This is a genomic window from Streptococcus sp. A25, assembly GCF_043674095.1.
Taxonomy (GTDB): domain Bacteria; phylum Bacillota; class Bacilli; order Lactobacillales; family Streptococcaceae; genus Streptococcus; species Streptococcus suis_V.
In genome coordinates, this window is record NZ_JBIMJO010000003.1 from 1 (window position 1) to 15637 (window position 15637).

16 protein-coding genes and 1 pseudogene are annotated in these 15637 nt (G+C 37.6%); 2 read left to right on the plus strand and 15 right to left on the minus strand.

From position 1 onward, the window contains the following. Positions 1-241: 241 nt before the first annotated feature. From ACHBID_RS01755 to ACHBID_RS01785, 7 genes are all read right to left on the minus strand, one after another. Complete coding sequence (locus tag ACHBID_RS01755) at positions 242-1939, minus strand: ABC transporter ATP-binding protein (RefSeq protein ID WP_394731531.1); 1698 nt, start codon at positions 1937-1939, stop codon at positions 242-244. Then, a complete protein-coding gene (locus ACHBID_RS01760) occupies positions 1936-2643 on the minus strand; it encodes a hypothetical protein (protein WP_394731532.1) in 708 nt (235 codons plus the stop codon). The genes ACHBID_RS01755 and ACHBID_RS01760 overlap by 4 nt, the downstream gene beginning before the upstream one ends. Continuing rightward, positions 2633-3211: a hypothetical protein gene (locus ACHBID_RS01765; protein WP_394731533.1), complete on the minus strand. Its 579-nt coding sequence runs from the start codon at positions 3209-3211 to the stop codon at positions 2633-2635. Before ACHBID_RS01765 ends, ACHBID_RS01760 begins: the two co-directional genes overlap by 11 nt. Continuing rightward, positions 3187-4053 (minus strand): DUF6895 family protein, encoded by an 867-nt coding sequence (locus tag ACHBID_RS01770; RefSeq protein ID WP_394734386.1) that lies wholly within the window; start codon positions 4051-4053, stop codon positions 3187-3189. Before ACHBID_RS01770 ends, ACHBID_RS01765 begins: the two co-directional genes overlap by 25 nt. 87 nt (positions 4054-4140) lie before the next feature. Continuing rightward, positions 4141-4842 carry a hypothetical protein gene (locus tag ACHBID_RS01775; RefSeq protein ID WP_394731536.1) on the minus strand — a complete coding sequence of 234 codons (702 nt, stop codon included), beginning with the start codon at positions 4840-4842 and terminating at the stop codon, positions 4141-4143. Then, a complete protein-coding gene (locus tag ACHBID_RS01780) occupies positions 4826-5503 on the minus strand; it encodes an ATP-binding cassette domain-containing protein (RefSeq protein WP_394731537.1) in 678 nt (225 codons plus the stop codon). Before ACHBID_RS01780 ends, ACHBID_RS01775 begins: the two co-directional genes overlap by 17 nt. 87 nt (positions 5504-5590) lie before the next feature. Continuing rightward, positions 5591-5794 (minus strand): hypothetical protein, encoded by a 204-nt coding sequence (locus ACHBID_RS01785; protein ID WP_099810317.1) that lies wholly within the window; start codon positions 5792-5794, stop codon positions 5591-5593. Between the two features lie 362 nt (positions 5795-6156). Here ACHBID_RS01785 and ACHBID_RS01790 point away from each other — a divergent pair. Then, positions 6157-6330 (plus strand): annotated as a pseudogene (locus ACHBID_RS01790) (IS982 family transposase); the annotation flags it as partial. Positions 6331-6563: 233 nt separating this feature from the next. After that, positions 6564-7424: a helix-turn-helix domain-containing protein gene (locus tag ACHBID_RS01795; RefSeq protein ID WP_394731538.1), complete on the plus strand. Its 861-nt coding sequence runs from the start codon at positions 6564-6566 to the stop codon at positions 7422-7424. Positions 7425-7500: 76 nt separating this feature from the next. Here ACHBID_RS01795 and ACHBID_RS01800 read toward each other — a convergent pair whose 3' ends face one another. From ACHBID_RS01800 to ACHBID_RS01835, 8 genes are all read right to left on the minus strand, one after another. Continuing rightward, on the minus strand, positions 7501-7761 hold the full coding sequence (locus ACHBID_RS01800; RefSeq protein WP_029179226.1) for a type II toxin-antitoxin system RelE/ParE family toxin: 261 nt from the start codon (positions 7759-7761) through the stop codon (positions 7501-7503). 1 nt (position 7762) lies between these two features. Continuing rightward, the gene (relB, locus tag ACHBID_RS01805) at positions 7763-7984 is read right to left on the minus strand and encodes a type II toxin-antitoxin system RelB family antitoxin (protein WP_394731599.1); all 222 of its coding nucleotides are present in this window, start codon (positions 7982-7984) and stop codon (positions 7763-7765) included. A 110-nt stretch (positions 7985-8094) separates the two neighbouring features. Continuing rightward, positions 8095-8880, minus strand: a complete 786-nt coding sequence (locus ACHBID_RS01810; protein ID WP_024400213.1) for an L-threonylcarbamoyladenylate synthase — start codon at positions 8878-8880, stop codon at positions 8095-8097. A gap of 62 nt (positions 8881-8942) precedes the next feature. Then, positions 8943-9536 (minus strand): 3-isopropylmalate dehydratase small subunit, encoded by a 594-nt coding sequence (leuD, locus tag ACHBID_RS01815; RefSeq protein ID WP_105160288.1) that lies wholly within the window; start codon positions 9534-9536, stop codon positions 8943-8945. Further along, complete coding sequence (leuC, locus tag ACHBID_RS01820) at positions 9536-10915, minus strand: 3-isopropylmalate dehydratase large subunit (RefSeq protein ID WP_105160287.1); 1380 nt, start codon at positions 10913-10915, stop codon at positions 9536-9538. The genes leuD and leuC overlap by 1 nt, the downstream gene beginning before the upstream one ends. Next, complete coding sequence (gene leuB / locus ACHBID_RS01825) at positions 10912-11964, minus strand: 3-isopropylmalate dehydrogenase (protein ID WP_394731539.1); 1053 nt, start codon at positions 11962-11964, stop codon at positions 10912-10914. Before leuB ends, leuC begins: the two co-directional genes overlap by 4 nt. Before the next feature lie 8 nt (positions 11965-11972). After that, positions 11973-13535 carry a 2-isopropylmalate synthase gene (locus tag ACHBID_RS01830; RefSeq protein ID WP_394731540.1) on the minus strand — a complete coding sequence of 521 codons (1563 nt, stop codon included), beginning with the start codon at positions 13533-13535 and terminating at the stop codon, positions 11973-11975. 345 nt (positions 13536-13880) lie between these two features. Further along, entirely contained in the window at positions 13881-15629 is a 1749-nt protein-coding gene (locus tag ACHBID_RS01835; protein WP_105206518.1) for a hypothetical protein, read from the minus strand. Positions 15630-15637 lie beyond the last annotated feature (8 nt).

Consider the following 15637-nt stretch of genomic DNA (forward strand, 5'->3'; position numbering starts at 1 on the left):
GCTTATTTGCCATGGAAGGAAAAAATTAAGAGAGCATGTAAATAGAAAAAGGTTCCAGAGTCGATAGGACTTTGGAGTCTTTTCAATATACTTTGTTATTGGGCGGTTACATCAAACAACACAAAACTGACTGAAAAATCTTCGGTCAGTTTTTTTTCGGGACCAAAAAACGACCCTTTCGGATCGTTCTATTTCATATTAAAAACTCTTAAAAGTAGTTTTTAATTTCTTATTTATGGGATTATAGATGATTATCTTTTTCTTTAGACAGGTATTGTTGATAACTCAGATTACTCTGCTTTAGTTCCTCATGAGTACCAATTCCAGTTAACTCACCATTTTCAAGAAAATATAGCTTATCAGCTGTTTGTATAGTCGAAATCTTATGGGTAATATATATAACAATCTTATTATTCAAATATGTCCTTATTGTTTCAATAATTTTGGATTCAGAAACAGAATCCAAATGAGCTGTCACCTCATCAAATATATAAATATCTGCATTCCTCAATAAAGCTCTAGCAATTTGGAGTCGTTGCTTCTGACCTCCAGATAAACCTATTCCATTCTCGCCTATAATCGTTTCTAAACCATTTGGGAAATCATTAAATTCTACATTAAGAGCTGTAGCTTCTAAAATTTCATTTACTTTCCCATGCGTTGGTTGATAATCTAAACCAAAAACTATGTTTTCGTAAATTGTACCAGAAAAAAAATCAGTTCCTTGAAAAACATACGTTAAACAACTATATAAACTATCTGTGCTTATTTCTCTTAAATCAATATTATTAAATGATATTTTACCAGAAAATGTAGTATATAATTTAGATATTAGCTCAACAATGGTTGTTTTACCAGAACCAGAGGGCCCTACAATCGCTGTTACCTCTCCTTTCTTAAAAAACATATCCAAATTGTTTAATACTTTTTTTCCATTTCTATCAAAGGTTACATCTTTCAGCTCTATACTTTCGATTGGAGTAGCTATAGTTAGATTATCTATCTCATTTATACTTATATCAGTAGCATATTGCTCAATAGTAGTGAGACTTGCATTCATCTTTTTTAGTTGATTAGCAAACTGTGCTATACTACTTAATGGAGAAAATAGCTGAAATAAGTAAATTAAGAACGAAATTAGTGTCCCAGCTGTTAGTGTTGATTGTGCAACTCTATAACCTCCATACCCAAAACTAATACAGATTACTATGAAAATAAAAATTAAAATTACTGGCTTGATTATCAAGTCAACCAAAGAATAAGTAAAAGAACTTTTAACTAATTTACCCAATCTTTTATCAAGACTAGACTCAACATACTGTTGTCCCTTATAAACTTTAATTAATTTGACCCTTTGAAAAATTTCTGTTAAGTAACCTGATAATTGACTTAAATTTTCCTGCTTTCTTATCGCAAATTTTCCCCCAAAATTTGAAACTGGGATTAATACGATGAACATAATCAAAAGACATGTTAGCATTAAAACAGATAGGTAGAAATCTAGTTTAAATAGAAATACTAAAGAAATGATAAACAAAAAAATTGAACTCACAAAATCTGGAAAAACTTGACTTAGAAACGTTCTTATTACTTCCGTATCATTAACAATATGTCCTGATATTTCTCCACTCAAATTACTATCATAAAATGATTGATCTTTTTTTAGTAAATCTGTTGTGACACTCTTACGCAAATTAAATATCTGATTCTCTGCATATTTCAATAGTAAATAGGAGGATATTATACTGAAAAATAGATTAAAACAAAACAATGTTATTATAGTAAAAATCGGGGTATAGTTTACTTGAGAAGTATCTATTATTTTTTGTATTGACTGAGGAATTAATAAAAAAATAATATAGGATAAGATATTTAAAAATATCCCTAAAAAAAATGGAAGTTTTTGTCTTATTGTCCTCGGAATTAACAATTGCCTCATAAATGTCCACCTTTTTCCTTCAATTTGTCATACAGGTGTTCTAGAGCCCATAGGCTATAAAATGAATTTAAAATTTTTTGATCCACCTCATTATTATAGCTGCTAAATGGATCATCATAACCAAAATAACCTACATTAGTTTGAATGTATTCAAAAAATTCAATAGCATTTTCAAAAAAAGTTCTTTCAAAATATTGTCTAATATTTAAAGCAATTAAAATACTCAATGCAAATTCCCTAATTTGATATTTTCTAGCAAAATAAACACTTATCCCACCGATGTAGTCTGATAACATTTTCTTAAATTGAATCGGTAATTTTTTATTTGAAAGAAACAATAATTGATACAACACATCTAAATCTACACGCTCCATTAATTTTGAAAAAGTCAGATTGGACAGCAATTCCTCAGATAATTGTTGTTCCTGTAGATTGCCAATTAAACCTAACTTCGATTTAAAATACTGTAATCTAAAATCAAAATCCTTATCAACAGCAGTTCTACACTCAAAGGCTAGTTTTTCTTTCAAAGGTTTTAAACTTTCATTATTAATTTCAACAAGAATTTCCGGCATTATCTGTTCTTGATTTTTTAAGGTAAAACTACTAGAAGGTTCCCCTAAAAAGGTTAATAACAGTCCAGCATTTATATTCGAGTGATTAAGTTTTAAAAAACTAATTAAAATTTTTTTATTATAACCCATTTAACACCTCTCCTTTTATGAGTAGGAATAAGTTATGGAATATATGTTTTGCTGTAATTTTTTTCGAATAAAGTTCAAAATACCGCTCAATATCTATTCTATCTGGATAGGATTTATCAGAGTCACTTAGATTATGCTCTATTGATATATCATTCAACTCTCTATTGTCTAAATAATATTCGGACTCATCCTTAAAAAAATGAATTTGTCGTGCACAGTATTCAAGATACTTTTCCTCCCATTCATTTTTTTGAATAATATCATTTTGAATATACCTTGAGAAGTCTGATTTAAAAAAATAGAATTTTTGAGAAAAGATATTGAAATGTATGTGCTCTTTTAAATAAATCGGGTACATATGCAACAAAGAATCAATATCTACATTTTTTATTATTGTATAGGCAATATCCAAAATCAACGATGTAGCTTCAATATCATTTACTTTGATCTGAAAATAATTTTCTAAATCATTATATATATTGAGTATGTCACAAAATTCCGAATAAAATTTAAAATCAAGTTTATATTTTTTTAGTTGTTTAGTTATATATTTTTTTCGTGACACCATATCAGAGCTCCTAGACAAACAATAGTTGTATGATATATATTTCTAAATTCTTCATAGCTTGATTCATAAACCCATTCTTTTGGTGCAGGAAAACCGCCATTGTTCTTCTGATTAATCAAAAGAATACTCTTGGCATATTTCAAAAGACTTGACAACTCTGACTCTAAATTTAAAAAAATTGCACACAAAACCAGTTCACCTAAAATATCTAGATCTTTTTCAAGTATTCTATCAACAATAAAGAACTTCAGAGTTGATACAATGTCTGTTTTTTCTATACTTGATAAATGCCAGCCTCGCCCCATCTCTGTTATATAAAAAATAGTATGAGTTAAACTATACATGGAATTCTCAGAATAGTAAAACGGAGAAAGTTTCTTACCAAGAACCGTTTTAGAATATAACTCATCATAAGATGCTAAATTATCTTTTATACCTGCTCTATTCAAAGAATACTTATTATCTAACTGGCGAAAAGGGACTTTATTCATCTGTAAATCAAATTTATCTCTAACCACAATTTTTTTTAGGTAATCTGAAAAATAACGTTTCCCACTTAGAAGAAAATATTCCTCAATTGTCGCTAATCCAGCTAAAGCATTGATGTTTTCTTCAAATAAGTTAATAAAAGGAATTGTTTCTACTCTACTAGAAATAAATGAATCAATGAAATTAAAACGTTTCTTTTCTCTTGTTGATTCTGGCAGTAAATTATAGAAAAAAACTAGTTCTACAAAAGATTTTAACTGATTCTCTTTATCGGTTACTAATTTATCAATTTTTAAAAAATTACTAATATTATCTTCTAAGTAAAACAGACCTTTTAAAATAGCATCTTCCATACAAAAATCCCTCACCTCAAAAATATTGTTTTATCTTATTGAAAAATACCTTGAAAAGAGTCTTTAACAAAAATTCTTGCTAAGATTTTACCAATTAATTTTTACTTTCCTTAGGATTAACAGTAATACAGAAGCAATTATAAAAAATAAAACATTGGCTCCCAAAGAGTAATAGGATAACTCTACATAGGTAGAATTCTCAACAAACAACGTAATTGGTACGATGTTTGTATAAATGTTCCTAGCATCAATCATTGACGATACGCCTATCATAAATTTTTTACCAATTTGTTCTGAAAACGTATTATAAAAAATTAAAGCATGAGCAACAAGTAGTGAGACTATAGTGAATAAATAAATATTTGAACCAAATTTTTTAGAAGCCCCCCCTCTGTAACCATACAGCAACGCACTTGTGGTGCCAAAATAAACTAGCAAAGAAGCTAATTTTTGAATGCCATTCCATAAATTTAAATCTGCATATATCAAATAATATATAAAATTTAAAAGTGTTAAGATAATAGCAATTATTAGAAAAATAATTAACCTACTATATTTTATCGTATAATAAAAATACTTGTGACGAGTATATAAAAATTCGTGGAGAAAATATGTAGATAAGATTATTAAAAGAACACTTGAAATCATTATCCAAATACCATTAATCGCTCTAAGTACTTCTAATTCATCAAATACATTGGCAGTTATTCTCAAAGTCAAACCAACAAGATAAACATATATAAAAGTCTTTATATAGTCACTTACTAACCGTCTAATCAGCGATAACATTTATATTTACCTCCTTGTATATATCATCTAAACTCATTTCAGGAAACTCATTTTGTAACTGTGCAACAGTATTGTATAATATAACTTTTCCATCTCTCATAAAGATTACTTCATCAAATAATTTTTCCATATCTAGGACTAAATGAGTGCTGATAATCGTAACACTATTTTCATTCTTAAATTTAATTATTAAATCGATTAGTATATCTCTTGTCAATGGATCGACGGCTGCCAAAGGCTCATCTAACAAATAAACGTTTACATCTTGAGATAGTAAAAAAACTAAGTGTAATTGTTCTTTCATCCCCTTTGAATATGCCGAAATAGACTTATTTTCATCCAGTCTAAGATATTTTAATATTTGAATAGCTTTATTTTTATTAAAAGTACCATAAAGCTTCTGGAACAATTCTAAACACTCTTTAATTGTTAAATCTTCAGGTATGTAGGAATGATCTGGTAAAAAAAATACAGAACTCATATCCTTTATGGTTCCTGAATGCTTTTGATATAAACCTGCCATCACATTCATCAATGTCGTTTTTCCAGAACCATTTGGTCCCAACAAAGCAATCACTTGTCCAGAATGAGCTATTTTTAAATCTATATCTTTTAGGATTGGTTTATCAAAACCAAATGATAATTTGTTAATATCAACCATTTTAATCTCCTTTTTAAAAACGGTTCTGCATTTATAAATACAGAACCAAACATATAGTAAAAACACCTGATAACATTAAAAATATTACTACTTAATTGAACTAGTCGGAACTGAAATGAGGTTAAAATTATTGTACATTTGTTTTAACAATGAATCCGTTCCTGTAACAGACGGATAAACTAAGAGCCAGCCACTCCAGACAACAAACCCTGCAGCCTGAACTTGAACAGAATCATTATGAGGAGCAAACGGTACCACAATATTTTTTGTTTTGTTAATATTATTTAACATAGTTATTCTCCTTTACATCAGATAACAATCAATGTATAAGGTGTTCCTACTCTACGTTTTTTATATATTGGCACGGAAAAAAATGTAAAGTTTTTACAGTATAGAATTAAGTCCTCTGTTCGGCTTTTTGAGTATCTGTTGCTTATAAATACATAAAATTGTGTAACGTGCACCTCGCAATAATTGCTTATAGACGATTACAACAAGCCGTTCTTTTTCGTTTAATAGTTATGTATTTTTAACTGTTGAAAACACCCCTTTATTTATAAAATATACCCGTGGTGCTAGTTCATTTCAACATACAATAAAAAGCCCAAATGGACTATACTGTAAGTGACAAAACATACAGGAGGGTAGTCCAAATGAGCCACTTACAGTATACTGCTAAATCTCATCATTTGCAATGGAATGTACGCCAATTATCACAAATTTCTCATCACTTCTACCAAAACTATTACCCAGATTCCTTCAAACATCGGCGTAATTTTGGCTTAGCCAAAGTTTCAGATGAATCACTCCCTGTCTTTCTCTTGTTATAAGCCGAACTAGGCATAACGCCATATCAACATTTCTTAAAAACATGGCAGTGACCGAAGAACAAAACAATTGGTAAGTGATGGGCTTGAGACGAACTATTGAAAGCCGGTTTTCCTTTTCTCCTTTCTACCCGATAGAAATTGATGTATATTTTCTACCATTATGATATACTATTTTTACAAATATTGTTTATTTTGTTACATATTTTCACAGTTTTTGAAAGGAGTAGTTTATGCGGTGGGATTACGGAAGTGTTTATAAGAGTATTCGGAAAAGCAAACATTTGAGTCAGGAGCAAGTATGTGGAGATTTTATCAATCGGACAACTTTGGTTCGTTTCGAGAAAAATCAGAACATTCCTAGCTATGAGCTCATGCGTTTTTTACTCAAGCAAGTGGACATGACCTTCGAGGAATTTGAATACCTCTGTAACTACTATCAGCCCAGCCAACGCCAACAATTGCTCTATGATATAGATAATCTCAGAAATCCTACCACTAATACCATGGAGGATTTGATAAAGCGTTGCCACGACCACTTGAACAAAGAATCAGATGATGGGCCTATCCGTCGAAAATGCCAACTTTTAGAAACTGTAGTAGCCATTCGAAAAAGCACTTCTTTCAATCAGCTTTCCGAAGAAGCAGAAACCCTTTCTAAACTCCTCTGGTCAGAGCTAGAACGATACGACAACTGGTACCATAATGATATTATCTTGGTCGGTACTCTCTTATCCAAGATTTCTTCACTTAATACTCTTGAAGAAACTGCCAATCTTCTTCTAAAACGATTAGAAAAATACAAGGATTACAAGCGAATCCAGCCGACCATACTCTCATACTATCAGTCTCTTTCTTATTTTTTCTTGGAGCAAAAACAGTACAGCAAGTCTACTTGTTTTGCCACCAAACTCATGGAACTAGCCAAACAAGAAAAACGCTATGACCAACTAGCCCGTGCCTATGTTTACCTCGGACTTGCAGAGAATAAGCAAGAACTAATTGACAAAGGACTACAAATCTTGGAACTGACAGACGAGAAAAGACTAATCGACAACCTCCAATTTCTTATCAAGCAACACCAAACTGACTGAAAAATTTTCGGTCAGTTTTTTTCTGGTACAAAAAAACGACCCTTTCGGATCGTTCTACCTTATATTAGACTAGCTTTTAATAAATATCTCTACGATGACCAAATTCAAGTGCCAGAATAACCATCCTATCATCCTGAATATCGCAAATCAGCCGATAATCACCGATACGATAACGCCACTCATTGGCATGATCTCCTGTCAATCCCTTGCCATGCAACCTCGGATTAACTGTACCATCTAAGTGTTTATCCACCCATGCAAATAATAGTCTTTGGATTGGCTTATCCAATTTTCTGATTTGTTTCTGCGCCTTCTTAGAATACTCTACATGAAACATATTACAGACCAAGTTCCTTCTTGAAATCAGCATGACTGATGGTTTCAGGATCTTTCTGGTACTCCTCGTAGGCTTGACGGTAAATAGTCAAATCATACTCATCCTCAATATCACGCTCAAGCGCCTTCTTAAATAAACTTGAAAGACTTTGACCAGTCAATTGAGCATAGCTCTTGAAAAATACTTCTTCCTCTTTGTTTAATCGAATAGTTACTGTACTCATCATCTTACCTCGCTTCTTTGTGTTACATTGTAACACATTTTACAAAAATTGTAAACCAATACTAGATAGATTAGAGCAAAAACGACCCTTTCGGATCGTTCTACATTATCTTAATAGTATTCCCCTTGTCTATAATCCCAAGAGTTGAAATGGTCTGACAAGTGCATCATGATTTTATCGATATCCAGACCCTTACGGATGACAACTGGGCATGGGCTGATAGAACGGCTATCTGCACCTTGTTCTGGAATCAGTTTACCATCTTTGTCGACCATAGACACCATAACCCCTTGCTCATAGCGGGTTTCAATGGTCTTGTCTGGCTGGATAGATGCCACATAATCATCCGCCTCGATAATCAAGTCTACTTTAGACGCGATACGCTCACCGATACCTTCTACCTTACCACGATTTCCCTTACCCGATGGGTTAGCAGATGAAGCGTAGACCATACGGCCTTCTTTTTCCCACATTTCCTTAGCAATCTGCTCGCCAGCTACACCAAACTTGATAACAAAGCATGAAGTCCCACGAACGTCGGTCATCAACTCTTCACGACCATCGCCATAAGCCTGCAACTTGGCGTAAGCCTCTGGTTTCCAAGGCAGGATACAACCCAACAAAATATCCTCATCCCAATGTTTTTGGTAGAAGGCATCAATCTCAGGAGTCAACTGGGCCAATTCACGCAACTCTTCCATACTACCACAGAGAACGACACCTGGTTTATTGCGCTTGCGCTCTTTGGCATCAAACTTCCGCTCCAAGCCAGCCTTGTCAGATGTCATGATGATGTAACCAACCTTAGTCGGGCAGACAATCACGCCTCCCTCACCCTTGATAATATCAAAACCTTCTTGTGAAAGTGCGCCATCCCAGTGAATTTGTTTCGTCATAATAGTTTCCTCTTTTCTTTTGTTTCATAGCAGAGCGATCTGCTTGTTTTCTAATCTTTATTTTATTCCTGCCAGTAGCTTGGCCGATTCCTCTCATACTCCTCAATCAAATCCTGATACTGAAGGGTAATCCCAATATCATCTAGACCGTTGAGTAATTTGTGTTTCCAATCTGCATCGATCTCAAAATCAAATTCTCCGACTGGTGAGATAATCTTTTGCTGGTAGAGATCCACAGTCACCTCATCAGTTGATGCCAGCGCAGCCAATTTCTCCCGAACCTCACGGGGCTGAACGATTGGCAAGATGCCATTGTTGAGGTCATTGTTGTAATGAATATCCCCGAAGGAACCTGCAATGATAACCTTGAAGCCATAGTCAGCTAGTGCCCAAGCGGCGTGCTCCCTAGACGAACCCGCCCCAAAGTTGTCCCCTGTAATCAAGATCGTTGCCTGACGATATGGTGCCGTATTAAAGATAAAATCAGGATCCTCAGTGTACTTGTTATCCAGATAACGCCACTCATACATGAGGTACTTGCCAAAACCCTTCTTGTCAATCAGTTTAAGAAACTGCTTGGGCAAAATCTGGTCGGTATCAATGTTGTCATTCATGAGTGGAACGGTCGTCCCAGTGTAGATTGTAAACTTTTCCATCAGACCACCTCCAATTCACGAACATCTACAAAGCGTCCTGCAATAGCTGCCGCTGCTGCCATGGCTGGACTACAAAGATGGGTTCGCGATCCAACACCCTGTCGATCCTCAAAGTTTCGGTTACTAGTCGATGCGCAGTGGACACCTGTCGGCACCTTGTCTGGGTTCATCCCCAGACACATGGAGCAACCAGGATCCCGCCATTCAAAGCCAGCTTCCAAGAAAATCTTGTCTAAGCCTAGTGCTTCTGCAGCTGACTTAACCGGCCTCGAACCAGGAACCACAATTGCAGTCACATGATTTGCCACACGTTTGCCTTCAACAATCTTGGCGGCCACCTGCAAGTCAGAAAGACGGGCATTGGTACAGGAACCCAGGAAAACATAGCCAATTTCGATGTCCTTTGGACTTTGTCCAGGCTGTAAGTTCATATACTTATACGCTCGTTCATCATTCATATCGCGAACTTCAGGAAAGGTCTCATCAAAGGATACCCCCATGGAAGGGTTGGTTCCCCATGTTACCATCGGTGCCAGATTTGAAACATCCATTTCAATGACCTTGTCATAAACTGCATCTGAATCGGATACCAAGGTTTTCCAATCAGCCACCGCCGCCTCAAAGTCTTTGGGGCGTTTTTCCTTGTCCGCTAGATAATCAAAAGTGGTTTGATCTGGGTTCATAATCCCCATCTTGGATCCGAACTCGATAGACATGTTACAAATCGTCATCCGTTCTTCCATGGTCAGAGCATCAATAGCCTCACCCACATACTCGACTACATAACCAACCCCCAGTGCCACACCATACTTAGCAATCAATGCTAAGACATAATCCTTGGAGTATATCCCCTTTTTTGGCTTACCTGTAAACCGTACTAAGAGCTTTTTGGGTTTGACCTGCCACAGGGTTTGAGTTGCAAAGACATGCTCTACTTCTGTTGTCCCAATCCCAAAGGCAATGGCGCCGAATGCTCCGTGGGTTGCCGTATGGCTATCTCCACAGACGATGAATTTCCCTGGCTGAGTCAAGCCAGTCTCTGGCCCCACCATATGGACAATGCCTTGGTTGGCAGACCCATGTGGCGCATGTGGAATACCGAATTCCACCACATTGCGGGCTAAGGCATCCATCTGAGCCTTCGATATAGCATCACGAATATCATAAATATTAACCGTTGGAACATTATGGTCAAATGTACCAAATGTCAATTCTGGCCGACGGACCTGACGTCCAGCCTCTCGCAGACCATCAAAAGCCTGGGGACTGGTCACCTCATGGATATAGTGTTGGTCCACATAAAGGAGCTGGGGCTGACCTTCCTGCCCTGTAATCACATGGCGGTCCCAGAGCTTATCGAAAATAGATTTTCCACTCATGGCATTCTCCTTTCAATCTGGGAAATAATAGCTTCCGTCATTTCTTTGGTAGAGGCGGTCCCACCTAGATCTTTAGTGAAAATGCCCTGTGCAAAGACCGCTTCGACAGCTTGGCGAATGGTCTGACCTGCTTGGACCAAATCAAAACTTTCCTCCAACATCATGGCAACCGAGAGAATCATGCTGACGGGATTGGCAATGCCTTGGCCAGCAATATCTGGAGCCGAACCGTGGATAGGTTCATAAAGACTAGGACCTGCCACCGCATGACTAGCAGAAGGAAGAACACCTAGCGTTCCTGTCAGTACACTGGCCTCATCCGACAAAATATCGCCGAAGAGATTTTCCGTTACCAGAACATCAAAGCGACTAGGATTGGTAATCAAGAGCATGGCTGCGCTGTCGACCAACTGGTGTTCCAAGGTCACATCTGGATAATCTACCGCAACTTCATCAGCGACCTGGCGCCAAAGTTTTGAGGTGGCAAGAACATTTTGTTTATCAATGGAAGTCACTTTCTTGCTGCGCTTACGAGCTAGTTCAAAGGCTGCTCGAACCACTCGCTCGATTTCTTCTTTCTGATAGGTATTGCTGTCGCTGGCTTGGTCAATTTCAAGGATATGCTCCCCAAAATAAATCCCGCCTGTCAGCTCCCTTACCATGACCAAATCCACACCATCCAAGCGCTCCGCTTTCAGTGGAGAATGGTTTTTCAGGCTATCAAAAATCTTAACAGGACGGATATTGGCAAAGAGCTGCAATTCCTTGCGGAGCTGGAGCAGGCCTTGCTCTGGACGAACCGCTGCACCGTCATACTCGGGGGCTCCAATGGCCGCTAGTAAAATCGCATCGGCCGTCCGACAGGCTACTAAGGTTTGGTCTGGCAAGGGATGACCGACCTGGTCAATGGCCGCTCCACCAAAGGCATGCTCCTCAACCACGTAGTCAAAGCCGACCTTCTTGGCAACTGTCGCTAAGACCTCTAGACCTGCACCCATGATTTCTGGACCGATGCCATCACCAGCTAGGGCTACAATTTTCTTAGGCATAATTCCTCCTAAATCTGTGGCAACTCTTTCTCAGACAATTTCTTGTCCATCTGACCACTATTTTCCTTCTGCACCATAACATTGGCATGGATATAGGCAATAGCTGAAGCCTTGAGCACGTCAAAGTCAATACCAGAGGCGTTAAAGACTGTCTCCGTTGCCTGATTTTCTACGGCTACCAGCACACGCGCCTGAGCATCAATTCCATCTGTAATGGCGTCAATGTGGTAGCGTTCCAAGCTGATGTCCTGCTGGAAGAATTGATCGACCGCATTGAACACAGCCTCAACCGAACCCTGTCCAGTCCCTGTCGTCAAGACCTCTTCCTCATCCAGATTGATAAAGGTCACCTGAGCCTGGATGCTACCGTCGTCCTGGGTATCCAGACGCAGGTCCTTGAATTGGAAACCGTCACGATTGGTAATCTCTGTTCCAACTACCAGGGCACGAATATCGGTATCAGTAACCTTTTCCTTCTTGTCAGCCAGGCTCTTGAAACGAGCAAAGAGGGTCGCTACATCTGCCTCTTCAAAATAGAGGTCCAGCTCTTTCAGTTTCTCCACAAAGGCATGGCGACCTGAGAGTTTACCGAGTGGCAGAGAATTTTTCTTGACCCCTACCAACTCAGGTGTAATGATTTCATAGGTCAATGGATTTTTCAAGACACCATCCTGATGGATACCGGATTCATGTGAGAAGGCATTGCCACCAACCACCGCCTTATTGCGTGGAATGGCAATCCCAGAAAAGCGAGATACCAATTCTGAAGTATTTAGGGTTTCCTTCAAAACAATAGGACTGGTTACATCGTAGAAATCTTTCCGAATTTCAAGGGCAACTGCTACTTCTTCAAGGGCCGCATTTCCTGCTCGCTCCCCGATACCGTTGATAGTTCCCTCGACACGACCGGCACCATTTTTAATAGCTGAAAGGGTATTGGCAACTGCCATACCTAGGTCATTGTGGCAATGTGGGCTGAAAATAATCTCACGGTCCGATTTGATGTTTGTTGTCAAGTAACGAAATATTTCTCCGTAGTGCTGAGGAGTCGTAAAGCCGACTGTATCTGGAATGTTGATGTAGGTCGCACCAGCATCTACCGCTGTCTGCACCACTTCTAACAAATAATCCAACTCCGTCCGCGTCGCATCCTCTGGCGAGAACTCAACTATTTCAAAACGCTCACGTGCATAGCTGACATGTTCAGTGATTTGCGCCAAAATTTCTTCTTTGGTCTTTTGAAGTTTAAATTCACGGTGAATGGGACTGGTCGCAATGAAAACATGGATCTGCGGATACTTGGCATCTCTAAGGGCCTCATAACAAGCATCAATGTCTGATTTGACTGACCGAGCCAAACCTGTCACCGCTGTCTTGGTCATCGCCGCCGCAATCTGACGAACCGCTTCAAATGAATCAGGACTGGCCGCAGGAAAACCCGCTTCAATGGCAGAAATTCCCCATTTTTCTAACTGCTTGGCAATGGTCACTTTTTCCTTGATAGAAAAATTCACACCAGGCGTCTGTTCACCATCCCGCAGACTGGTATCTAGAAATTCAATAACTCGCATAAACATACCTTTCTAAGTTAAAAGAAAAACACCTCGAAGACCAGCGAGATGTTTTTCAACAGCGCCCGCTTGGTAAGCCAAACAGGACTAATGCATTCTTTCAGCACTAGCCCGACCGTCGCAACAACAAAGCAAAGAATTTTGTAGTGACAGGTTTCATTTGACTTTTCCTTTCAGTGTTTTAATTGTTTACTATGATACCCTACTTATTTTCACTTGTCAATAGAAAAATGGAAATTTTCTGAAAAATCCGAACAATACGGCAATTCAAAAAAATCACGCTACAGATAAAACCAAGCCCCTTCAGAGACTTGGTTACAACGAATATATCGTTAGATTAGTAAACTACCACTTAAGAGTAATCCCTTGCTCTAATAATCTATTTCTTTCCTCGGCAATTCTATTATTTTCTTTAGCAAGGTGATTACCAGCCGAAATTGAAGCATCAACCTTCGCCAACATTGCAAGTTGAACTTTATTTAAACGATTCAACTCAGTAATATTTTCGTTGACTTCATCCAGTTGAACAGAAATATTTGCCAATTGCTGCTGAAAGACATTGAGTGAGGCCAGCATCTTATTTCTAAATTGTTCTTCACGTACAAGATTGGCAGCCTCTTTAAAATTATCAGCACGCAAATCCCTCAACAAAACCCAAATCCCAATAATGTCATTCAGATTCTGAAAACTTTGAGGGATTTTTTTAATGTAGAATTGATAGGCATTTTCATTAAGTATTTTTGAGATTTCACTATTATTAGCTGCAATTTCTGCACTCTGATTCAACTCGTCACGCAATCGATTCATTTCGTTTTCACGGGCTCTCTTAGTAGGATCAATCATTCTAACAATTCCGCCAATTATCGGAGCAATATACTCTGAGACGACGTAAATCACACCTCCAAGAAAAACCAAATATAGAATTAAACCGAAAGCACCTACTCCTGTAAAGAAGCCAGATATGAAGATAAGTGCAGATATAATGAAGGTCGCACCGTTGATTCCTGAGGTTACTTTCTCAGACAACACTTCTGTTCCCGCAATCTCAATTTGATTTGCATACCAATTTCTTATCTCTTGATTTCGGTTTCGAAGAGCCTGGACATTCGCCAAATGGTGTTCCAAGAAAACAAAAACATCCATTAGCTCAGTTCGTTCATATTGGTTGATAGGACGTACATCAATTTCAACTAGCTCTCCTTCAATTGCAGGTTTCTTAGGTTGTGGAGGTAAGGTTTCCTTAACCACTGGTTGCGTAGGGGGCAAAAGGCCCCATTGAACTGGCTCAAAATCCGCAAAAACTGCTGAGGTCTCCGTTCGATTGAGGAGAAAAGTTTGTTCTTCTTGAAGTTCTAACTCATCTATCTGTAACTGACTATCAAAAATTTTCGCTTCAAGCTGATGATGGCTTCCACAGTAAAGATGTTCAATCTGAATATTACTTTGACCTGTTGCATGCAAGCCTACCCATCGATTATCCTCTTGGAAAATAGATAAAGAACCACTTGCTTGGAGGGTGGACTGACCTTGAACCGACAAAATTCGATAAATCGTCGAGTCGATAACCTCGGCCTGTGATTGGTTTATTAGACGAAGGGCATCTAAATTGGACTGATTAAGATGAATCATCCCATTATTTTGAACTTGAATAGGTAATTTAAAATAATCATCAAAAAGATTGGTCTGTTCTAAGGTTGCTGTTCCACCATCAACATAAACAAGTGGATAGTAGGTAGAATCTGGATAGTCCGGATAATCTTGGACCAATTCTGTTCGATGTATTTCACAATTGTCCAAAGTCAGTGAACAGCCCGAAGTAACATTAATGATATTATTTTTAAAATCTCCAACTAGGAGAATATTGCGAAGGATAAGGTTTGCGTTATTTTCGAGCCTAAATGTACCTTGAAATACGACCGATCCGAGTTCATCGCCTTCTGCAATAAACTCATAATTACTTCGCAAGGTATAACCATTGTCAAACTCATAGTGACCTGGTTCTAGATATATTCTGACGTCACCTGATTGATTCAATACTGCATCACGAAAGCTCAGACAGCCTTCACTTGTTCCTACTCTAATTTCTGTTACCATCCTAAACC